General features: G+C 34.4%; 14 protein-coding genes. 7 read left to right on the top strand and 7 right to left on the bottom strand.

Features of this window, described 5'->3' with window-relative positions; all coding sequences use genetic code 11:
• The first annotated feature begins 922 nt into the window (after positions 1-922).
• Entirely contained in the window at positions 923-1,954 is a 1,032-nt protein-coding gene (locus F0000_RS12995; RefSeq protein WP_149625155.1) for an aldo/keto reductase, read from the top strand.
• Positions 1,955-2,035: 81 nt separating this feature from the next.
• Here the strand turns inward: F0000_RS12995 and radA are convergent, their stop codons facing one another.
• The 5 genes from radA to panC form a co-directional block, all read right to left on the bottom strand.
• Entirely contained in the window at positions 2,036-3,403 is a 1,368-nt protein-coding gene (gene radA, locus F0000_RS12990; protein ID WP_149625154.1) for a DNA repair protein RadA, read from the bottom strand.
• A gap of 128 nt (positions 3,404-3,531) precedes the next feature.
• Positions 3,532-4,680 (bottom strand): alpha/beta hydrolase, encoded by a 1,149-nt coding sequence (locus F0000_RS12985; protein WP_149625153.1) that lies wholly within the window; start codon positions 4,678-4,680, stop codon positions 3,532-3,534.
• A gap of 115 nt (positions 4,681-4,795) precedes the next feature.
• Positions 4,796-5,779 (bottom strand): lysylphosphatidylglycerol synthase transmembrane domain-containing protein, encoded by a 984-nt coding sequence (locus F0000_RS12980; RefSeq protein WP_149625152.1) that lies wholly within the window; start codon positions 5,777-5,779, stop codon positions 4,796-4,798.
• A 4-nt stretch (positions 5,780-5,783) separates the two neighbouring features.
• Positions 5,784-6,134: an aspartate 1-decarboxylase gene (panD, locus tag F0000_RS12975; RefSeq protein ID WP_149625151.1), complete on the bottom strand. Its 351-nt coding sequence runs from the start codon at positions 6,132-6,134 to the stop codon at positions 5,784-5,786.
• 19 nt (positions 6,135-6,153) lie between these two features.
• A complete protein-coding gene (gene panC / locus F0000_RS12970) occupies positions 6,154-7,002 on the bottom strand; it encodes a pantoate--beta-alanine ligase (RefSeq protein ID WP_149625150.1) in 849 nt (282 codons plus the stop codon).
• Positions 7,003-7,113: 111 nt separating this feature from the next.
• Here panC and F0000_RS12965 point away from each other — a divergent pair, with 111 nt between their 5' ends.
• The 6 genes from F0000_RS12965 (at position 7,114) to F0000_RS12940 (ending at position 18,994) form a co-directional block, all read left to right on the top strand.
• Positions 7,114-7,923 (top strand): glycogen/starch synthase, encoded by an 810-nt coding sequence (locus tag F0000_RS12965; protein WP_149625149.1) that lies wholly within the window; start codon positions 7,114-7,116, stop codon positions 7,921-7,923.
• A gap of 16 nt (positions 7,924-7,939) precedes the next feature.
• A complete protein-coding gene (locus F0000_RS12960; RefSeq protein WP_188112117.1) occupies positions 7,940-9,670 on the top strand; it encodes a DUF4270 domain-containing protein in 1,731 nt (576 codons plus the stop codon).
• An 18-nt stretch (positions 9,671-9,688) separates the two neighbouring features.
• The gene (gene glmS / locus F0000_RS12955) at positions 9,689-11,536 is read left to right on the top strand and encodes a glutamine--fructose-6-phosphate transaminase (isomerizing) (RefSeq protein ID WP_149625147.1); all 1,848 of its coding nucleotides are present in this window, start codon (positions 9,689-9,691) and stop codon (positions 11,534-11,536) included.
• A gap of 189 nt (positions 11,537-11,725) precedes the next feature.
• Complete coding sequence (locus F0000_RS12950; RefSeq protein WP_149625146.1) at positions 11,726-14,482, top strand: TonB-dependent receptor; 2,757 nt, start codon at positions 11,726-11,728, stop codon at positions 14,480-14,482.
• Between the two features lie 203 nt (positions 14,483-14,685).
• The gene (locus tag F0000_RS12945) at positions 14,686-17,451 is read left to right on the top strand and encodes a TonB-dependent receptor (RefSeq protein ID WP_149625145.1); all 2,766 of its coding nucleotides are present in this window, start codon (positions 14,686-14,688) and stop codon (positions 17,449-17,451) included.
• A gap of 22 nt (positions 17,452-17,473) precedes the next feature.
• Positions 17,474-18,994 carry a G-D-S-L family lipolytic protein gene (locus F0000_RS12940; RefSeq protein WP_149625144.1) on the top strand — a complete coding sequence of 507 codons (1,521 nt, stop codon included), beginning with the start codon at positions 17,474-17,476 and terminating at the stop codon, positions 18,992-18,994.
• 119 nt (positions 18,995-19,113) lie between these two features.
• Here F0000_RS12940 and F0000_RS12935 read toward each other — a convergent pair whose 3' ends face one another.
• Both F0000_RS12935 and F0000_RS12930 read right to left on the bottom strand, forming a co-directional pair.
• Positions 19,114-22,884, bottom strand: a complete 3,771-nt coding sequence (locus F0000_RS12935) for a T9SS type A sorting domain-containing protein (RefSeq protein ID WP_149625143.1) — start codon at positions 22,882-22,884, stop codon at positions 19,114-19,116.
• Positions 22,885-23,313: 429 nt separating this feature from the next.
• Positions 23,314-23,760 carry a hypothetical protein gene (locus tag F0000_RS12930; protein ID WP_149625142.1) on the bottom strand — a complete coding sequence of 149 codons (447 nt, stop codon included), beginning with the start codon at positions 23,758-23,760 and terminating at the stop codon, positions 23,314-23,316.
• Positions 23,761-24,049 lie beyond the last annotated feature (289 nt).

Raw genomic sequence — 24,049 nt, 5'->3', positions numbered from 1 at the left:
TCAAAGGAAAAAGACTCAAAGCAGCTTGGGATCAAGACTATTTGATAAAAGTCCTAAATGTAAGGACATGATACTAAATTAAATAGATCATAATTTAACAAAATTAACAAAGCTTGAGTTTGCCCTGATTTCCCTCATTCAAAACCTGATTTCCCTCATTCTAACTTTTGGATACTATCCTTTTGAGGTACTTTTATGTCAATTAAAAAAGTAAAAAGGGATGTAGCGCCACGATAGAATTATAACGGTTGGATGTGTGAGGAATTAATTTTTAGGTTGGTTAGTTGATTAAAACGGATGTAGTAATGGGGTAACTGCATCCGTTTTTTATAGCTATAGTCTTTTTATGTGATTACAAATTTTCGGTATAAATTTCTTTAACTAATTTGTGGTATGAATTACGGTTTACAACAACTTTGTTTTTCTGTATCTCCATAAGGGGGTTACGATTTTCTAATACTTTTCGTACAACGGTCTCTGTTGTATCAATACGTGAAGCTATTCTGTGTATAGCAAATTTTTTATTCTTTTCATTTAAATCTTTATAATGAGTGTTTAGCATATGATTTGGATATTATATTTTAAAAACTTCTATTACAATATATAAAATATTATACAAATACACGTTTTAAGTATAATAATACATGTTTGATGTTTTCAGAAATATTGATAATCAATACCTTTTTTAAAACAATACAGGCTCATTATAAATTATTAAAGAATTATATGAGTGGTTATATTCTGCTGTGTTAGATTTTCCAATCATTAGAGATTGGCCATAATTGTGGATATTTTTTGTATTTTAAGGAACCGTATAAACGATAATAGTGAGAGCAAAAATTGAATCTAAGAAAGTAAACTACTTCGGGGCAAGCCTCCTTTAGCATTTTAAATCTCGATTATAAAGTAAAGAGTATAAAGCATGAAATATACAATACTGCCGAATACAGATATAAAAGTTAGTAAGATATGTTTAGGATCTATGACGTGGGGACAACAGAATACAGAGTTTGAAGGGCATCAGCAAATAGAATATGCGATATCACAAGGAGTTAATTTTATAGATACGGCAGAGTTATACTCAGTTCCTGCAAAAAAAGAAACCCAGGGGAATAGTGAAAAAATTATAGGAAACTGGTTAAAAAAGACTAAGAAAAGAGGTAAGGTAATTATAGCAACAAAAATAGTAGGTCCAGCATCTTTTGCAAAGCATATCAGAAAAGGAGGGTTTATTAAAAAAGAACTAATTGATGCAGTGCATAAAAGTTTGCAAAGACTTCAGACTGATTATATTGACTTATATCAACTACACTGGCCGGAACGACAAACAAATTTTTTTGGCAAACTCGGGTATACTCACGATGAAAATGATGTTTGGAAAGATAATTTTTCAGAGATTTTATATCATTTAGGAAATTTTGTAAAAGAAGGTAAAATTAGAGAAATAGGCGCTTCTAATGAAACTCCCTATGGTATGATGAGGTATATGGAAGAGACCAGAAAGGGAAGTCAAAAAATGATTACTGTGCAGAATCCGTATAACTTACTGAACAGGAAAGATGAAATAGGATTAACCGAAATTTTGCATAGAGAAAATATAGGACATTTGTCGTATTCACCGCTTGGATTTGGAATGCTAACTGGAAAATACTTAGAGGAAATCCCCAAAAATTCAAGAGTAAATTTATTTCCTAATTACAATCGGTATATGAAAGAGAATAGCTATAAAGCCACAAGATTATACAATGAAATTGCCAAGAGATATGAAATAAGTTTTGCGCACTTATCTTTGGCTTATGTACTCCATCAGCCTTTTGTAACCAGCACGATTATTGGGGCTACTACAATACCGCAACTCATAGAAAATATTGACAGTATTAATGTGTCATTATCTGGTGAGATTATAGAAGAAATTGATAATGTTCACATACAATTTCCCAATCCCGCTCCATAATTGATATCGTGCCTTTTGTTTTTGAAAATACTCAAATAAAATGAGCAAGTTTTAATGGATAATTTTAAATCAGAAATGGTATTACCCAAATAAGTATTCAACCACATCTTCAATTTTGGTAACTAACTGAATACTGATTTGTGTGTTTTTTTTCGAAATTTTGTTGTACTTGGAGACAAAAATAGTAGAGAAACCTAATTTTTCTGCTTCTTGTATTCTTTGTTCTATTTTATTCACGGGTCTAATTTCTCCGGCAAGTCCTACTTCTGCAGCAAAACAATAATCTTTGGGTACCGGGAGATCCTCATTAGAGGATAATATTGCAGCCACTACCGCAAGATCAATGGCTGGATCATCTACAGAAATTCCACCTGTAACATTAAGGAATACATCCTTAGCACCTAATCTAAAGCCAGCTCTTTTTTCTAGAACTGCCAATATCATGTTGAGTCGTTTTAGATTATATCCAGTAGCACTACGTTGAGGTGTTCCGTATACTGCGGTACTGACTAACGCCTGGATTTCTATCATTAGTGGCCGTAAACCTTCTACTGTAGACGCAATGACCGTTCCGCTAAGTTCTTCTTCTTTTTTAGAGATTAAAATTTCGCTGGGATTGCTCACTTGTCGTAATCCATTTCCCAGCATCTCATAAATCCCTAATTCTGCAGTAGAACCGAAACGGTTTTTAAGAGCTCTCAAAATTCTATATACATGATTGCGATCTCCTTCAAATTGTAATACGGTATCTACCATGTGTTCCAGGATTTTTGGTCCTGCGATATTGCCATCTTTAGTGATATGACCAATAAGAATTACGGGAGTTGCAGTTTCTTTTGCAAATTTGATAAGTTCTGTGGTGCATTCTCTTATTTGAGAAATAGTTCCTGCGCTGCTTTCGATATAATCGCTATGCAAGGTCTGTATAGAATCAATAATAACAATATCAGGTTCTGTAGCTTCTATCTGCCTAAATATATTTTGAGTCTTGGTTTCTGTTAGAATAAAGCAGTTATCCAGCTTGGATTGGATGCGTTCTGCACGCATTTTTATCTGTTTTTGGCTTTCTTCTCCAGAAACATATAATGTTTTGTAGGGTAGTTTTAGACTAATCTGTAATAAAAGTGTACTTTTTCCTATTCCAGGTTCTCCTCCCAGTAAGGTAAGAGATCCGGGAACCAACCCACCACCAAGTACCCGATTGAGTTCTGTATCATCAGTATTGTATCTCGTTTCTTGTGTTGTATCAATTTCAGAAATTTTTAAAGGCTTGGAGGCTCTATTCGTTTTAGAATTAGTGCTTGGGCCTTTCCAATCGTTTTTTTCAGGTTTCTGAATAATTTCTTCTGCAATAGTATTCCATTCTTTACACGAAGTACATTGACCTTGCCATTTTGTGTATTGAGCTCCGCAATTCTGACAGTAAAAAACAGTTTTGGTTTTAGCCATTCATCTACAATAAATTGATTATAAAAATACTAATTATTTAAATTGATAGTACACAGCGTATAGGAAAACAAAGAGATCTCTTTGTTTGAGATCTCTTTGTTAAGTATTTGTATGTTTTAATTTTAGTTTTAAAAACCAAAATCTTCTTTGATTTTATTTACTTTATCCAGCATATAATCTTTTGTTAGAAAAGCTACTTCATTTAATAAGAAACCACTTTCATAGGCTCTCATAGCTTTTTTAGGCTCTCCTAGCTGCTCATAGCCTAATCCAAGATAGTAGTATCCAAGCATTTTTTTAGGATGCTCTTTTATTGCTAATTTACCAAGAGGTTCCAGCTCTTCCCAGTTTTCATTTTTTTCGATTGCTGTAGAAATAGCTATAAAATCATTTACTCTTATCTGGCGTTTGATGCCATATAGTTTTTCTGTAGTATCATAAATATCTACCAAATAGTCATACTTAGAAGTTTCTAAATTAACAATTACTTCTTTGTACTTTTTTTTGCTGATCGGACGATACATCTCAAAAATCTTTTCTAGCGCCTTAGGAATTGCTCTTCCTACTAAGGTATAATGAGAAGATTCATCAAAATTGTCAAATATATAATTAGTATTTGGGTTTTCTATTGCTGTAAGTTTTTCATCCAGTGATATGATGTCATTTTTTATATTTTCTGCATCATTCGTAGCAGTGGCAAGATAATACCATACATCTGATTTGGCTTCACTAAGTACACTGGTGATACGATCTCCCATAGGTGGCGCCAACTCAGGACTTAGGTTGATATATGCCTGAAAAATCGGATTATCTTTAAATAGAAAATAATTAATAAAATTAGCGGTATAATCATGGCCTACAATAATTTTTAATTGTGCTGTTCTATACGTTTCATTAATGTAGGGTAATAGTTCCTGGCCAATAAACTCATAAAATTCTGCCCCTTTGTTTTCTGGTAAATAACTAGCAAGATCATATCTGCAATCTTCTTTTCTTGTTTTTCTCTGGATAATACCTACAACAATTGATTCCGGCATATCTTCCCAATAGGAAAAATAATCAACATTTCCAGCGACAGGTTCAAATAAATGATCTCCATCAAGTACGATGATTACAGGGTATGTTTTGTCTTCATTTCTTTCATAATTACGAGGAAGCTGAATTTTTAGATCTCGACTTTGATCTAGTTTAATAGATCTGAATGTCTCGTATTTTACCTGAGCATAAGAAACAGCTGTAAAGATAGATACAAGAATTAAAAGGATGCTTTTTTTCATAAGTAGTAGGATTACGGTTAAGCGGATAGCAATATATAAATTATTTCACACGTTTAAAATTTTATAATGGATCATCATAGAAACAGTAAACTGTTTTATGTATAAAGAGTTGTTATTAATTTATGTTTTTTTTCGTTTTATTTAATATGGGTAGAAACAAAAATGATAACGCCCCAATGACAATATTTATTGCTGTCTGCGATCCCCATAATATCCATCCAAATGCCTCTCCATCACTTTTTTCAAAACCAAAGAAGACAAAAACGGCACCAACAACAATCGGAAAAGGTAGGATACCAATACCGCCATTAGTTGTTGACATAGAAAATGAACCCACAACAAATGCTACCAAAATGACTCCAATTGAGGCATCTCTCAAATCGGGAACGGCAAATTTTACAACATGGAACATTAATATATACAAAAACCAGATTAACAAGGTATGAAAAAGAAAAGCCCATTTTTGTTTCATGGTAAACACACTTTGCATGCCTTCCCATAGTCCCATACCAAAATCTCTGATTTTAATAATAAGCGTATGAGAAGATTTTTTAAGAAGCTGAAGCCCCAGAAAACCTATTAAAATAAGTGCGAGAATAATTCCTAGTGTAAGTAGAGGATTTATATTTTTTTCTTTGAGAAAACCTAACAAATATTCTGTTTGTAGAATTCCTGCAATAGCCGTGATGATGATCAACATAATCAGATCAATAACTCTTTCTGAAACAATAGTCCCAAATGCTTTCTCAAAAGGTACTTTTTCATAGGTGGATGCAGTAATACCTCTCAGTACTTCTCCCGATCTTGGAATGCCAAGGTTTGCCAGGTATCCTACCATTAATGCCATAAAATTATTATATAATTTGGGCGTATATCCTAGTGGATTTAATAAGAATTTCCAACGATATGCTCTGGAGAGGTGTGATACAATGCCCAGAGTTAGTGAACAGAATATCCATAGAGGATCTGCATTTGTTATGCTATGTAAGAGTTCTTTTCTATATGCTGGAGTTGCAGACTTCAGAAAATACCATATCAAAAAAACTCCCAATAGAATTGGGAGTATTATTTTTAAAAACTTTATCAATTTAGGATTCACCCTTTTACTTTAGCAAATTGTTTTCTTCATTAGGAAAAAGTAACGCCGGTTTGAATTTTTTCGCTTTTTCGATATCCATCATTGCGTATGTAATAAGGATCAGTACATCTCCCTTTGCTACTTTTCTTGCAGCTGCCCCATTGAGTGTGATTTCACCACTGTTTCTAGGGCCAGGGATTGCATATGTTTCCAGACGTTCTCCATTATTGTTATTGACGATTTGTACTTTTTCACCTTCAATAATATTGGCAGCATCCATTAAATCTTCGTCAATAGTAATGCTTCCTATATAGTTTAGGTCTGCGCCAGTTACTTTAACGCGATGAATTTTTGATTTTACAACGTGTACAAACATTTTACAAAGTTAATTATTTTTAGTTTAGCGCAATATTATCAATAAGTCTGACTTCTCCTGCAAAAACTGCAATAAAAGCTCGATATTTAATATTCTCTTGTTTTCTTTTAATAGACTTCAGATTAGAGGTTTTTGCAATTTCAAAATATTCTAATTCCAAGGTGTCATTGTTTTCAAATTGTTCTGATACCCATTTATTTAACGTAGTAACACTTTTTGTGCCAAAATCCTCTTTGACTTGTTTCAGAATCTTGTAAATTAAAGGAGATTCGCTTAATTGCTTTTGATTGAGCCTTTTATTTCGAGAACTTAAAGCCAAACCACTTTCTTCTCTATAAATAGGACATCCTATAATTTTTACTGCCATTTTTTCAATGACGACAAGTTGTTTGACAATTTGAAGTTGCTGAAAATCTTTTTCACCAAAATAAGCTCTGGTAGGCGTAACAATAGTAAATAAATGTTTCAAGACTGTGCCGACTCCATCAAAATGCCCTGGTCTGTACTTACCTTCCATCTCACGCTCTAGTCCTTTAAAATCATATGTAATAGATTCTACCTGCGCTCCATATACCTCTTTTGCAGAAGGAGTAAAAACAATGATTTCTGAAGATACGTTGGAGAGAAGTTTTATGTCAGTCTCTAAAGTTCTCGGATAATTAACTAAGTCCTCAGAATTATTAAATTGTGTTGGGTTTACAAAAATATTCACGATGACCACCTGATTTTCGCTTAGCGCTTTTTGTACTAATGCCAGATGACCTCTATGCAATGCCCCCATTGTAGGGACAAAACCAATAGTTTTATTTTGTTTTTGTAAGTCTGCAACATGCTTGCTAATGTCTAGTCTTTTCTCGTATACCCGCATTTATCTAAAACTTAAAAGGCGTGCAAAAATAAGATATTACTGGCAGACTACATAAATTTTCGTAATTTTGCAAAAATTTATTCCGAAGGAGACGATTAAAGTATCGATTATATGAAAGATAAGAGGATATTGTATGTATCATCAGAAGTAATACCTTACCTACCAGAGACAGAGATTTCATCAATGTCTTTTGAAGCGCCAAGAATGGTGAATAGTAAAGGTGGACAAATTAGAATTTTTATGCCAAGATATGGGAACATTAATGAGCGGAGACATCAACTGCACGAAGTAATTCGTTTGTCAGGGATGAATCTGGTGATTAATGACCTCGATATGCCTCTTATAATAAAGGTTGCATCCATTCCCAAGGAAAGAATGCAGGTGTACTTTATAGATAATGAAGACTATTTTAAGCGTAAAGCGACACTTACAGATGAAGAAGGGAATCTATTTCCGGATAATGATGAAAGGGCTATCTTTTTTGCCAAAGGTGTCATAGAAACAGTTAAAAAATTAAACTGGTCACCAGATGTGATACATGTACATGGCTGGCTGGCATCACTTTTGCCTTTGTACCTAAGAAATTATTATGCGAATGAACCATTGTTTAGTCATAGTAAAATTGTAACTTCTGTATACGATCATGGCTATAAAGGAACATTGGATAAAAATATGTTAGAGAAAGTAAAGTTTGATGGGATAGATGAAGATAAGATAAGTGATCTTGCCAAACCAACATATAATAATGTTATGAAGGTTGCAATTGATAATTCTGATGCTATCATTGTGGGGTCAGAAGAAATCCCGGCAGAGCTCACAAAACATTTAAGTACCATCGCTCAACCTGTATTAGAATATAAAAAACCAGATGAATTTGCTGAAGCCTATCAAGATTTCTATCAGACAGAAGTATTGGTGTAAGCAAAAGGAAGTATATATGAAATTGAAAAACATTTTGATTAGAACAACTGCTATAGTAGCTATTGTTTTTGTAGCAATATCTTGTGATAATGATTTTAGCTCAGTAGGGAGTGAAGTGATCGGAGGTGTTAATTTTAATGACAATAGTTATGCTGCATTTCCTATAGCATATAGCAAAACATTCGAAAAAGTACAAACAAGTAATCTACCCAATAATTTATTAGGAGTCTATAACGATCCCGTATATGGATCGTCTACCTATAGTATTTTGGCACAGGTTGATCCAGAACGTTTTAATCCTGTATATGGTAAAAACCCTAAGTTAGATAGTATCGTGTTTGACTTGCCTTATTTTAGTAGGGTTACTAATTCTGAGACAGATGATAATGGTGTTATAACGAATACCTATGTATTGGATTCTATATACAGGAATGACAGCATCAAACTATCATTTTATCAGTCTAATTTTTTCTTAAGAGATTTTGAAGCCTCTGATTCAGGGGAAAGAAAAATATATTATTCTGATGAAATAGATGAAAATGTTCAAATGTCTGCAGAAGGAGTGCTGCTAAAAGAAATTCCCGCATTTCTGCCTTCATCCAAGGAAATTACACTGACAACTCCGGATGGAGAAGACGAGGATACGAATCCTGATGTGCAGCGATTAGCTCCAAGATTACGTTTTGTCCTCAGACCCGCAGAAGGGGATGGTTCATCAATGCAAAACGATCAGGAACTGATAGATCATTTTACAGCATTATTTCTTGACAAGGAAGGAGATGCGGAGTTTAGTAATTCCAATAATTTTAGAAATTTTTTTAGAGGTATTTATATTAAAGCAGAATCAATGTTGGATACTCCTAATGACGGTAATTTAGTCTTTTTTGGTATTGGTGATGCTAGCATTACATTGAACTATTCATTTGATACGGATAAGATGGATGAAGATGATGAAGACGATGATGGTGATACTACAGAAATTATTAGAGATCAGGGAAGTCTTGCGCTCAATTTTGCTAATAATATTGTTAATGGAATTGAAAAAGGAAACAATTTTATAACAATTCCAGAGCCGGATATAGAAAATGGAGATGAAGATCTTTTTCTAAAAGGAGGTGAAGGCTCCTATGCAGTAATAGATTTATTCAGTAGATATGTAGAGGTTGATAGTGATGGAGATTTTATTGTAGATGAGAACGGAAATCCTATTTTTATCGAAAATCCAAGCGAAGAAGAAAAAGTTAAAACAGAATTAGATTTTATAAAAAGTAGAGACTGGTTGATAAACGATGCTTCTATTAAGTTATATATCAATCAGAATAAAGTTGAAGGAGGAGATACGGAGCCAGAAAGAATTTATATATTTAATCAGGAAACAGGACAGGTGCTTGCTGATTATTTATCTGATTTACAGCAAGGTATACCAGGTGTTCTTAGTCATTTAGAAAGAATCACCAGAGGTTCTGATGATCAAGGAGAGTTTTATAAAATTAGATTGACGCGGCATATTATTAATGTTCTTAATGAAGATATCAATAATGCAAAATTAGGTATTGCCGTCTCTCAAGATGTAAATATAATTGCCAATGCTAGAGGGTCTACCTCTGCTGCTAGTACAGATGAAGAATTGATCCCGTTCTCATCTATAACATCCCACGAAGGCACAATTCTGTATGGTAATACAGAAAACGTGCCAGAAGCTAAACGTTTAAAACTTGATATTTTTTATACGGAATCCAAAAAATAATTAACAAAAAAACAAAATATGTGTGGAATAGTAGGGTATATAGGTCATAGGGAGGCTTATCCAATTGTACTAAAAGGATTAAAAAGATTAGAATATAGAGGGTATGATTCTGCAGGAATCGCACTTTATGACGGTAATGATATTAAGTTATCCAAAACCAAAGGTAAAGTAGCAGATCTGGAGAGTAGATTGACAGAAGAAATCTCTACAAACGGAAATATAGGTATTGGGCATACCAGATGGGCAACTCATGGAGTTCCTAATGATGTAAACTCTCATCCGCATTATTCTAATTCTGGTAATTTAGTAATTATTCATAACGGAATCATAGAGAATTATGAATCGCTCCGTAAAGAATTATCAAATAGAGGATATACGTTTACATCAGAAACAGATACAGAAGTATTAGTAAACCTTATTGAAGACGTAAAAACAAAAGAAGGTGTCAAACTAGGAAAAGCAGTTCAGATTGCATTGAATCAAACGATCGGAGCCTATGCAATTGCTGTTTTTGATAAGCAAAAACCTGATGAAATAGTCGTAGCTAGATTAGGAAGTCCTTTGGCGATTGGAGTTGGCGAGGATGAGTTTTTTATAGCTTCTGATGCCTCTCCTTTTATAGAGTATACCAATAATGCTATTTATCTTGAGGATGGAGAAATGGCAATTATTAGGTTAAAAAAGAATGTTAAGATCAGGAAAATTAAAGATGATAGTCTTGTAGATCCATACCTTCAAGAACTTCAGATCAATCTGGAACAAATTGAAAAAGGAGGATACGAGCATTTTATGCTCAAAGAAATATATGAGCAGCCAAATGCTATTAGTGATACTTATAGAGGTAGAATACGAGTGGCAGAAGGGATTATAAAGATGGCAGGGATAGATGACAATCTCGCCAAGTTGTTAAATGCTAAACGTATTTTAATCATAGCTTGTGGTACTTCATGGCATGCTGGACTAGTTGCAGAATATATTTTTGAGGAATTAGTGCGTATTCCTGTAGAAGTAGAGTATGCTTCTGAGTTTAGGTATAGAAACCCGGTTATTCATCAAGATGATGTTGTTATTGCAATATCTCAAAGTGGAGAAACAGCAGATACAATGGCCGCAATTAAGTTGGCCAAAGAGAGAGGGGCGTTTGTTTTTGGAGTGTGTAATGTGGTAGGATCTTCTATTTCCAGAGAGACTGATGCCGGAGCTTATACGCATGCCGGACCAGAAATAGGAGTTGCTTCAACAAAAGCATTTACTACACAAATTACAGTACTTTCTTTAATTGCATTAAAATTAGCGGAAAGAAAAGGAACGATTACAAATAGTGATTTTCATTATTACCTTCAGGAATTAGAGCGTATTCCGGAAAAAGTAAAATTAGCCTTAGAATCTAATGATCACATTAAGTCTATTGCGGATACGTATAAGGATGCTGGAAATTTCCTATATCTCGGTAGAGGTTTTAACTTTCCGGTAGCTTTGGAAGGAGCTCTAAAGCTAAAAGAAATTTCATATATCCACGCAGAAGGATATCCGGCAGCCGAAATGAAACACGGGCCAATTGCATTAATCGATGAGCAGATGCCTGTTGTTGTTATTGCGACCAAAAAAGGTCACTATGAAAAGGTCGTGAGTAATATTCAGGAAATAAAGTCCAGAAAAGGGAAGATTATAGGAATTGTAACAGAGGGAGATGAAACGGTAAAATCATTGGCAGATCATGTTATAGAAATACCAGAAACTATTGAGTTCTTAACACCTCTCCTAACTACGATCCCACTTCAGTTATTATCCTATCATATAGCGGTTATGCTAGGTAAAAATGTGGATCAACCAAGAAATCTTGCAAAATCTGTGACTGTAGAGTAAAAAAAAACTTTAAATCAATGTGAAAAAAGCGAATTATTCTCAAGATAATTCGCTTTTTTTTATTCGAAAAGGACTGAAAATCAATGTTTGTTTCGTTTTTCGAATAAATTTATTGAAAAAACATATTTCCTTTGCTTGGTATTGTTTATAAAGTATCTTCGCGCTTCCAAATTTTAAAAATAACTACTTATGAAAAAAATTGCCCTCGCTTGTGCGCTATTTTTTTGCATTACAAGTTTTTCCCAAACTTTAATTACAGGGACAGTTGTTGATGAATATGACCAAGCCTTACCGCAGGTAAATATTTCAATTAAAGGAGCAGCCGTAGTTGCTATTACGGATTTTGATGGTTTCTTTTCTTTTACCACGTCAGAAGATTTCCCATTGACACTGGAGATAGAAAGTATAGGTTTTGATACGAGTACAGAGGTTGTAAACGCTGATAATGTCAATTTAAAAATTATATTAAAAGAAACGAATTTTCTAGATGAGTTTGTAGTTTCTGCATCCAGAGCTCCTGAACGTTTATTTGAGTCTCCGGTGAGTATCGAACGTTTAGGTCTGACTGATATTAAAAACACCCCGTCAGGAGATTTTTATGGAGCACTAGAGAGTATAAAAGGAGTAGATATCAATACAAACAGTTTAACCTTTAAATCTGTAAATACAAGAGGTTTTGCCACCTTTAATAACAATAGGTTTGTACAATTAGTTGATGGAATGGATAATACTTCTCCATCATTAAATTTTGCATTAGGTAATCTTGTAGGACTTAATGAATTAGATGTTGAGAATATTGAATTATTGCCAGGAGCATCTTCTGCACTTTATGGAGCGAATGCCTTTAATGGTATTTTATTTATGAACAGTAAAAGTCCATTTGAGCATGAAGGTGTAAGCGGTTATGCCAGAGGAGGTATTACTTCGCAAGAAGCGGCAGGAACGAATCCTTATGGTGATATTGGAGTACGCATTGCTAAAGCGTTTGGGGATAAGTTTGCTGCAAAAGTGAATATATCTTATTTTAATGGAACAGATTGGTTTGCGACTAGCGAAGATAATATTGAGAATCCAGGAGAGACGTTATCTCAAGACCCTGCTTTTAATGGCTTAAATGTTTATGGGGATGAAATTATTACCAATATAAAAAGTATAGGTTTTGAGTTGCTAAGTGCAGGACAAATTACGCAACAACAATTTGATTTAATACCACAACAAGTTGTAAGTAGAACAGGATATAATGAAGAGGATCTCACGGATTACACAGCAGATAATTTAAAGTTTGATGTCTCTTTGAATTATAGGCCTTTTGCAAATGATTTTGAAATTATTTATGTTGGAAAATTAGCACAAGGGCAAACTATTTTTCAAGATACTAATAGATTTAGTTTAAATAATTTTTTATTTAATCAGCATAAATTAGAAATCAAGAATGATAATTTCTTTGTTAGAGGGTATCTATCTGCAGAAGATGCTGGGGATAGTTATAATATAGGTTTTGCAGGTATTAATATTAATAACAGATGGAAATCAAATACAGATTGGTTTACAGAATATACCTTAACTTTTGCTAATGGCACAGGGAGTGAGCAGGAAAGACATCTTGCAGCTAGAAATTTTGCAGATAGAGGTAGATTACAACCAGGGACAGAAGCTTTCGAAAATGCTTTTGATGATGTTGTAGGTATTTCAGATTTTTCGAGAGGAGCAAAATTTTTATCAGAGACAAAGTTAAGACATGGTGATGCTAACTATAACTTTAGTCATATTACTAAGGATTTTGCGGATATTCAAGTCGGTGGATCGTTTAGAGAATATGAATTAAATTCATCAGGTACGGTTTTTACAGATACGGATGGACCCATTAAATATTCAGAATTTGGTGCATATACTCAAATTCAGAAGAAATTAATTGATGATCGTTTAAAATTAACGGGATCTGTGAGATATGATAAATCAGAATTATTTGATGGTAATTTTTCTCCACGTTTTTCTATAGGATATACATTAGGAGCAGAGCGTAACAGAAATATTCGTGCTTCTGTACAGACTGGTTTTAGAAATCCTACTACTCAAGAATTATATTTGGGTATTGATACGGCTCAGGGTACTATTTTGGGTTCAGCACCAGACAATCTGGATCGATATTCTAATGTTATCGGAAGTTTTGAAATTACAGGTAGACAAGCTTATGAAAATTCATTTACAGCTAATTCTGTTAGGAGTTTTTTAGGAACTGGTGCTACGGATAGCAGTCTTTTAGAAATTGCAAATCCTGAAATTGTAAAACCAGAAAGAGTAACTGCATATGAATTAGGATATAGAGCAAAATTTGGAAGAGTTATTATCGATTTTAGTGGTTATTATAATCAATATGAAGATTTTATTTCTTCAAAGGATGTAGTAGCTCCACTGTATGGACAAGTGAGTGATTTATCAGATGATCCAGATTCATCGGTAGATGCTATTAGAAATTTAGATTTTGCAGGATTTCAGGCTATTACAAATTCTGAAGCTACTATTAATTCATATGGTGTTGTTCTTGGTGTTACGACAAAAATCTTTACTAATTTTGATCTGGGAATTAATTATACATTTACAGAACAGGATTTTGATCAAGAGGATGATCCAGGTTTTAGAGCCAATTTTAATACGCCAAAACATAAAGTTAAAGCAATGTTTGGTCGCGAAAATTTATTTAAAAATTTTGGATTCAATACTGGTGTAAGATGGAGTGATGCCTATTTTTGGGAATCTGCTTTTGCTACCGGAGAGATACCATCTTATACTGTAATTGATGCACAGGTCAATTATAGAATACCTTTCCTTAAGTCTACCCTTAAATTGGGAGCTACTAATATTGGAGGAGATGAATATTTTACAGCAATAGGAACAGGTTCTATAGGATCTCAATATTATTTAGGTCTTTTTATAAATAATTTTTAATGACAATATATAGTACTCTAGTGACAATAGTATAATTCAGCACTTGTTTACTATATCAAAATCCCCATTTGGCTTAGCTAAATGGGGATTTTTATTGTTAACAATAAAATTATGATTAAGGATTTATCTAAAATACAGCAATAGAATTACATAATTGATAAAAAACCGTATCTTGTTATCACAACTTAAAGTCAATATTAGATATGAGGACAATTATGTTAGTAATATTACTTTTTATGAGTGTTATTACTGCCGCACAAACAACGATTAGTGGTAAGATTGTTGATAATAACAGTCAGCCAATTCCAGGAGCAAATATTGCATTAAAAGGAGCTTCAGTAGGAACAGTTACCGATTTTGATGGTTTGTTTACATTAACACTAAAGGAGAAACCTCCATTTACAATTATTGTTAGTAGTATTGGTTTTGAATCTTCTACTGTAGACATTTCATCTAATACCAGTGACGTAACAATTGTATTAAAAGAAGGTACTGAATTAGATGAAGTTATTATCTCTGCTTCAAGAACTCCTGAGCGAATATTTGAATCCCCTGTAAGTGTAGAGCGTTTCGGGATTAAGAAAATTAAAAATACACCTGCAGCAGATTTTTACGACGGTTTGGAGAATCTAAAAGGAGTAGATATTAACACCAATAGTTTAACTTTTAAATCTATAAACACTAGAGGTTTTGCAGATTTTGCGAATACTAGATTTGTCCAGTTAGTAGACGGAATGGATAATTCTGCACCAGCGCTAAATTTTGTTCTAGGGAATCTTTTGGGTATGACAGAATTGGATGTGAATAGTATAGAATTACTTCCTGGAGCATCTTCTGCACTTTATGGGGCAAATGCTTTTAACGGGATATTATTTATGACTAGCAAAAACCCATTTGATCATCAAGGTATTAGTGCTTATTTTAAAGGAGGTATCACTTCTCAAGATGTAGCAGGTGATAATGAATACTATGATTATGGAATTAGAATTGCTCATGCATTTTCTGATAAATTTGCAGGAAAAGTTAATTTCTCTTATCTAAGAGGTACAGATTGGTTTGCAACTAATGAAGTAAGTGTATCTAATGATATTATTACAGGTAGAAGACTAGATCCTAACTATGATGGTCTCAATGTGTATGGAGATGAAGTAAGTACAAACATTAGAGGAGTTGGGGTGTCTTTGGCGAATTTGGGTTTATTACCAGCTGGAGCAGAAAATATACTACCTAATGAAGAAGTAAGTAGAACTGGATATTTAGAAAGCGATCTAAATAATTACAATGCAGAAAGCATAAAATTTGATGCAGCTCTACATTACCGTCCTTTCGCAGATGATTTCGAAATTATTTATATAGGAAAAGTAGGTCGTGGAACTACTATTTATCAGGGAGCAAATCGATACTCTATTCGTAACTTTTTTTTACAACAACATAAATTAGAAATTAAAAATGACAATTTTTTTGTAAGGGGATACATTACAGATGGAGATGCAGGGGATTCATATGATTCTAGATTTACAGGAATTAATATTAATAGACAATGGAAAGATGATCAGACTTGGTTCGGTGAATATGCAGGCGCTTTTGTGCAAGCAACTTTGGCAGGTCAATTACCGGAACAAGCACATTTAATAGCAAGACAAACAGCTGATACGGGAAGATTTTTACCAGGAACTCCAGAATTTGAAAATGCATTTAATACAGTCACGAATGATCCCGATCTTACTACAGGATCTAAATTTCAAGATGCTAGTCAGTTAAGACACGTTGATGTTAATTATAATTTTAGTCATCTTACCGAGGATTTTGCAGATATTCAGGTTGGAGGATCTTTTAGAGAATATAAACTGAATTCTTCAGGGACTATTTTTACAGACTTTGATGGGCCTATACGTTATTCAGAATTTGGGGTATATACTCAAGTACAAAAGAAATTAATTGATGATAGGTTAAAAATAACAGGATCTATAAGGTATGATAAATCAGAATTATTTGATGGAAACTTTTCTCCAAGATTATCTTTGGGTTATACAGCTGGAGCTAATAGAAACCATAATATTCGCTTATCTGCCCAAACAGGATTTCGAAATCCAACAACACAGGATCTTTTTATCGGATTAGATGTGGGTAGAGCAATCCTTGTGGGTTCAGCACCAGAAAACTTGGATAGAGATGTAAGAACTTTTGACCTTAGCGGTGATGGCCAATTATTAACAGGAAACAGTACTGTAGATATAGTTGGTAGGCAAGCGTATGAAAATTCATTCTCATTAAACTCAGTTTTAAATGGGAGTCCAACGGTCTCGAATGTTGATTTAGTCGAGCCTGAAAAGGTTGTCGCGCTAGAAGTTGGATATCGTGGTAAGATTAAAAAATTTGTTATTGATTTAAGTGGATACTACAATATATATACTGATTTTATTTCTACAGAAAATGTTTTGGTTCCTCTTTACGGAGAAGTTGGAGATGGAACTCTATCTCTTGCCGCGTTACTCAATGGAGATACTGAAATATATCAGGCATATACCAATTCTGATGTAGATATTAGATCCTTTGGAGGAACCGTTGGCGTGGATACAAAAGTGTTAGGGAATTTTGATTTTGGTGTTAACTATACATTTACAAAACAAGATTTTGATGAGCGTGAGGATCCTGATTTTAGAACGAATTTTAATACTCCAGAGCATAAGGTAAAAGCATCTTTTGGTCATACCAGTTTATTTAAAAACTTTGGATTTAATACTAGTTGGACTTGGAGTGATGCTTATTTTTGGGAAGCTGCTTTTGGTGATGGTGATGTACCTTCTTTTAATGTAGCAAATGCGCAAATTAACTATACCATTCCTAAATTAAAAGCTATTCTAAAAGCAGGGGCTACCAATATCTTAGGAGAAGAATATTTTACAGCCTTTGGTACAGGATTTATTGGATCTCAATATTACATAGGGATATCTATAAACAACTTATAATTAATCTAAAAATATTTCAAATATGAATATTCAATATAAATGGCTATTGATTCTGTTAATTTTTGGATGTATAGCTTGTGAGTCAGATGATGATTCTTCAGTTATAGAAGAGGTAATTATTACTTCTGGAACCGCAGATTTTTCAAAATATGTGGCGTTAGGAAATTCATTGACTGCCGGTTTAACAGATGGTGCATTGTTTATTACAGGTCAGGAAAATTCTATGCCAAACATTCTGGCTCAGCAATTTTCTCTTGCTGGAGGTGGGGCATTTACACAACCTTTAATGAATGATAATATAGGAGGGGCATTGCTAGGTGGCACTGTCATTCAGAACCCAAGATTTTATTTTTATAGCGACCCAGATCCTGGGCCACCAAGTCTTTCGGGGCCAAGAGTATTAGGTACTACTCCAACAGATAATGATCCCGAAATGCCGACAACCGAAATAACAAATACGCTTTCGGGTCTATTCAATAATATGGGGATTCCGGGAGCTAAAAGCTTTCATTTATTAGCTAATGGATATGGAAATGTAGCAGGAGTGGCAACTGGAGAAGCAAATCCTTATTTTGCACGAATAGCTTCAAGTGCAACCGCTTCGGTTTTAGAAGATGCCATGGAACAAAATCCTACTTTTTTTTCACTTTGGATTGGTAATAACGATGTATTAGGATATGCACTTTCGGGTGGCGATGGAACCGATCCGATTACAGAGGGAGCACTATTTAATCAGGTATATACAACATTGATAGCTACTTTGACCTCTGGTGGAGCCAAGGGTGTTGTGGCTAATATTCCAGATGTCACATCGATAGCTCATTTTACTACAGTGCCTCACAATCCGGTTCCGTTAGATGCTGCTACAGCTGGAGCAGTAAATAGTGCATATACCGCTTATAATGGAGGTATAGTCCAAGCTTTTGCATTTCTTGTAGACCAAAACGAAATATCTCAGGAAGATGCAGACCTGGAAATAGCAAGAAGAACAATAAGCTTTCAGGAAGGAGCAGGAAACGCTGTGGTCATTTTAGATGAAGATTTAACTGATTTAACCTCTATTAATCCAGCTTTAGTGAGTATACGACAGGCTACGGCTGAAGATCTGCTGGTATTGCCAGCCAGTAGTTTTATAGGAACGTTAGCAGATCCTCAAAACCCATTATCTGTCAATGGAGTTGCGATTCCCTTGGCTGATAAGTGGGTGCTAACTCCCGAGGAACAACAGGAAATTACAACTGCAACTCAACAATTTAATACGATTATTTCTGATGCTGTACAACAAGCAGGATTAGCTTTTGTAGATGCAAATGCATTATTAGTTGAAGTATCAGATGGAGGTCTTGTGTTTGATGAGTTTTTATTACAGGATGATTTGGTTTTTGGAGGACTTTTTTCATTGGATGGTGTTCATCCAACAGCGAGAGGATATGCTTTTTTAGCTAATAAAGCTATGGAGGCAATCAATACTACTTATGGAGCTAATCTGCCCATGGTAAAAGCCGTAGATTATCCTACACTGTATGCTGAAGCGCTTAGATAGTGTCTATTTCCGATCAGGTACTAGATGAGAAAACAGAATATACAAAAAAAGCTGGGTAATATTGTTCGTATTACCCAGCTCGACAATTAAGGTGATATTTAAGTCGAGTTTATGTTATCTTATTTACTTTTAACTATTTTAGAAGTAACTTCAGTATTGTTGCTAGTAACTCTAATAATATATATGCCTGAAAACCAATTTTCTGTATTAATTGAATATTTGTTTTGATTTTCATCAAAGGTTTTGGTGAATATTTTCTTGCCACTTATATCTAATACCTTAACATGAATACGTTCTGATGGTTTTTTGTTAAACTTGATATCAAAGTTGCTATTAGTTGGATTGGGATAAAGCGCAATATCGATTTTTTCGTTGGTGTTTTCTGATTTTCTATTTTTAAAGTTCTCAACCTCTCCAAAAAGAGAAAATACCAATTGACTTCTCAAGGAGAATCCATTTCGGTCATTGTTGGAGATCCATTCTTCCGAGAGCGTATTAGAGGATAATTGTCCTGCTGCTGCTCTTATATGAGGATCAGCTTTATCGGCAAAAACAGGCTCTCCCTCCTGATTGTCAAAAGGAGTAGAATCCGGTAATCTATTTTGTTGTAACCAGATAATATTTTCGAAAAAATAAAACTCTTCTATTCTGGAAAAAGAGACCCAGTAGATGCCTCCATCGAGTTGAACGGTTTCTGGAAATACAAAATCAAATTCTCCTACTTCAAATACCTCTAAAACCGGATTAGCCCTAAGGCTATTGACCATATCTGCTATTTGTTCTCCCGGTTCCCCATCCTGATCCTTGTAAATACGTATTCTTGCTTCATTACCAGGAGTAGAAAAACCTAAACCTGAAAAAGGATCATTAACAGCATTTATTTTCATTCGTTCGAGAATCCAGGTATTCCCTTCAGGGATCCTAAAGGTGTCTGCGGTTTCTATGTATAGAGGGTCCCCGGTAATAAAGTCAGTTGCTTGTGAAGATGGAAGACCTATCTCTAAAACCGGTTTGCTAACATCTAAACGTTTGAGAATTGGTTTTTGAAAAACCTGTACCTTAAACTCCGTAGCTAATTTTTGTATTCCTGATGTACCTGTTATTCTAATAACCGCTTCTCCTTCTTTGTCTGCTTTAGGAACATTACTATTGGTAGCAAAAAAGAAAATTTGCAATTTATCATCAACAAACTCATATCCGATAAATTCTCGATTCTTATCAGAACTCTCTATGGTAGTATGTATCGGGAGTCCGCTTTCTTCTTTAAAAATATCACTAAGATCCAGAGTGATGGACTGTGGTGTTTCCTTAATAGATAAAATGATATCATCTGGTTTTCTGTTGACAAATAAGGTTTTTTCTCCCCCTGGAGGTGTTACATTGAATTTTTTGCTGAATACTCCATTCCCATGAACAGCAAGAGCAGCCATTCCATCTTTTCGGGTACGTATCTGCATTACAATCCCTTCACCAATCTGGTTATTCTCCAGTCTCCAGACCGTATTTTCCTGTGAGATTCTATCAGTATAGTATAGTCCTGTACTAGTTCCTGCCAGCACACCATCTTTATTGCCCAGAAAAGATACCCAGCGTACAGAAGGTCCATTACCAGTGCCATCTTTATTATCTTCCAGGTTTCCACTAATATCTATCCAGTTTTCACCTGCATCTTTTGTATAAAATATGCTCTGGATGTTGTAATTGGAAAATGAGACTACAACTCTATTTGAGTTATTGGGATCTACGTGTATGCTACTCACAAAACCGTTTTCAGGTAATCCTTTTCCTGTAAAGATATCCATAGGTTCACTAGAAGGTAAATCTGCGTGATCCAATCGATAGACCTGACCTTGACCTGTTCCATAATACAGTTTATTAGCTTCGGGGAACGTAGATACATCCAGGGCAGTAATATTGTTTAACTCTCTCCTGTTTGCGTCTTGTATGGATGCTGTTTGTGTGATTTCTGTCCAGTTTATGTCTGCTGGAGAGGTTATTTCTTCAATACTCTCAAAAGAAGGTATTTCATCAAGATTACTATTTCTAATCAATGTTCTTCCTGCAGGCATATACATGACATTATCGTCATTAGGATCAAGAATAAAAGGGGTGATAAATGAAAAATTACTTCCTATGGCAGGGCGTACCCAGGCAACAGAAACTGCGTTTCCGTCTTCGTCATAATTAAACCGTAATATATTGCCCCGCTGAGAAGAAGCATAACGAGTTCTACCATTATCGGCAATCGCATTATAGCTTCCGTCTCCTCCGAATTGTTCTTCCCAAAAGGAAGTAATATTTGTTTGATTTGTATGCCAGGTTCCGTTATCCTGAAAACCGGCTAATAACTCATCACTCTCTGATTTTGGATCAAAAGATACTGCATAAGGCTGAGTCGTAATATATCCGTTGTTTAATGAAACCCAGTTTACGGGTTCTTCAAAAGAGTTACTTGCTGTAATATCATTAGTAACAAAAATGCCTCCGTCATTACCATTCAGTACCTTGTCAGGGTTTGAAGGAAAAAATGCAATGGCGTGCATGTCTGGATGAGAATTCTTGTATAGTGAGACGTCATTGAGTGGAGAATATCCACCAATCCAATGATTAGGAACTTCTTCTATATTAGTTCTAAAACCGTCTGTAGTTCTAAATAAGTTGGTTCCACCAATAATAATAAAATCAGGATTGGTAGGGTGTACAGCAAGTACCATATTGTATCCCAATTGTGTATTTAATCCGCCTACAGGAGGATTATTTCGCGACGATGGAAGTTGTCGAGAAAGGTTCTCATAAGTGTTGTTTTCTGCATTGTATCTATATAAGAAATTTGTCGGTGCAGCACGACCTTCATTAACAAAAACATACAGTTCTTTTTCATTTGATGGATTTAGGGCACAAATGATTCTGTTGTATTGTATAAGGCTGAATGCATCTTCCATGATGCGTGTCCAAGTAGTGCCATCATCAGAAAAATAAACCCCTGTTACCCCAGAAGCTCTGTCTGATGTCGCTACAGAAGCATAAAATTTTCCTGTAGAGCTCACGATGATTTCTGTTCTGTTGTCTGCTCCACTTGCCAGTACTTCCTGAAAACTGGCTCCTCCGTCCTGAGATCTGTGCACTCCAAAAAAAGTAGCGATATACAGATCACCATTTGTAGGATTAATGGCGATACTATTCACAAGATCAAATTGAGAAATGGCATTCACGGTTCCATCTGTGGTAGATGACAAAACCTCAAAGGTACGTCCTCCATCCTGAGATTTATAAATACCAGCACCTGTATAAAATCCTCCTGCATTAAGATTAGCAGAATTACCCAAACGTTCTCCTCCGGCATAATACCATATGTGCTGAAAGCCAGGTCTAGGATCCTGTACTATCGCAGTTATGCTTGGATTTTGAAATTTTCTGGTTACCTTATTCCAGTTTTGTCCCCCATCATCAGATCTCCATAGTCCTCCAGATACACCTCCTGCAAGGATTACATTTTCATTGGTCATATCTACTGCAAGTGCCCGGGTACGTCCTCCTACGTTATAGGGACCTCTGTTGATCCAGTTGGATCCGGATTTTTTTGATGTACTATCTAAAGAACCTAATGATTTAGAGTTTTTAGCAAATAACGCTTCTTTTTTGTGAATGTCTTTTGGGATTTTTCGAGTTAGCGGATCGCAGGTACGATCCAGTTCATAATAGAATCGATCTGTAGCTTTGTCCGTTACTTTAGATGGGAGCTGTGTTTTATTCTGGTTTTGTTTGATTTTTAGACTCTTGTAGAGTTGATGGCCTTGAGGTACAGAGGCATTCATTTTTTTTTGACCATACAGTACAGGTTGATTTAAAAAAGAAATCAACAAAATCGACAGGATGTATATATATTTCATTTTAAAATGGAATTATACGATTTGTGATTAAAAAATTCGTATAAATTCATTGAATTATTTTTTCTTTATGCAAGGCAAAAAAATCAAGCATAGCTATAGCTACGGTTTATTTTTTAAACGAAGTAGAAAGGAAAAAGAAACGATGGATATGCGAAATTTTTAGTTATAAATCGTATTATGACTTAATTATATTTTTAGGATAGAGATGATAGAGGATAGCGAGTTCATAAATAGATATATATATATTCCTCAATCAAACTTAGGGTTCTTTTTGTGGGACTGAGATTTACAGTTCTTATTGTATACAGATATAATTCAATTGAATAATTTGTTTCTTTACAGTAAAGAAATCCGGATATTTTATCCGGATTTCTACTGATACCCGTAAGTATTAATTATATTTGATGAAGGATCACATGATCAAGAATGTTATCCCTGAAAATCTATCGGACTACATTTTTTTACGGTACCACAATCTGTAGAAACAACTGTAAAGCATACTTCTATAGTACCTGGTTGAGAAATATGATTATTAATATTTATGAATGTAGGTCTTCTGGGAATGAACACAGTACCATTTATAGTCCATGTCGCTGAAGCATCAGCACCATATTGAGAAACAGATCCATTTACTCCAACAAAATGCCCTATTCTTGTCACACGATCAAAAAGCCCATCGATAGTGCAATTTGATACTTGTTCTCCAGAATTTCCACCATCTCCTTCATCAGATCCAGATTCTTTTATAAAATTTTCGAATTCAGCAATTTCAGCTTCTACGGATAATGGTTCTAAGTTTGTCTCTTCCTTTTCGCAGGAAGCAAAAGAAATAATCGCAATAAGAATTACTAGTATATTAATTTTGTTAGTTTTCATTTTTTTATTAGATTTTAAGTTATTAATATTTATAACATATGCCAACCAATTTCTGTATCAGTTTTTAGCATATAATTTAGTGTTAAAACAATTGTTCGACCGGTCTGAATAAAATTGTCGTTTCAAAATTAAATAGATTTGGAATAATATTGATAAAAAAGAGGTCATCAAAAGGTCATCATATGAGGATATCAAAAGGTAAGCAGTTGTTTTGTCGATTTTTTTTCTTGAAAAATGACGAATTTTTTTGTTATAATTTAACAATTATGAGTAGGGTTATTGGTTTAAT

Source organism: Aquimarina sp. RZ0 (assembly GCF_008370685.1).
GTDB lineage: Bacteria > Bacteroidota > Bacteroidia > Flavobacteriales > Flavobacteriaceae > Aquimarina.
This window is presented reverse-complemented; position numbering and strand designations above follow the sequence as displayed.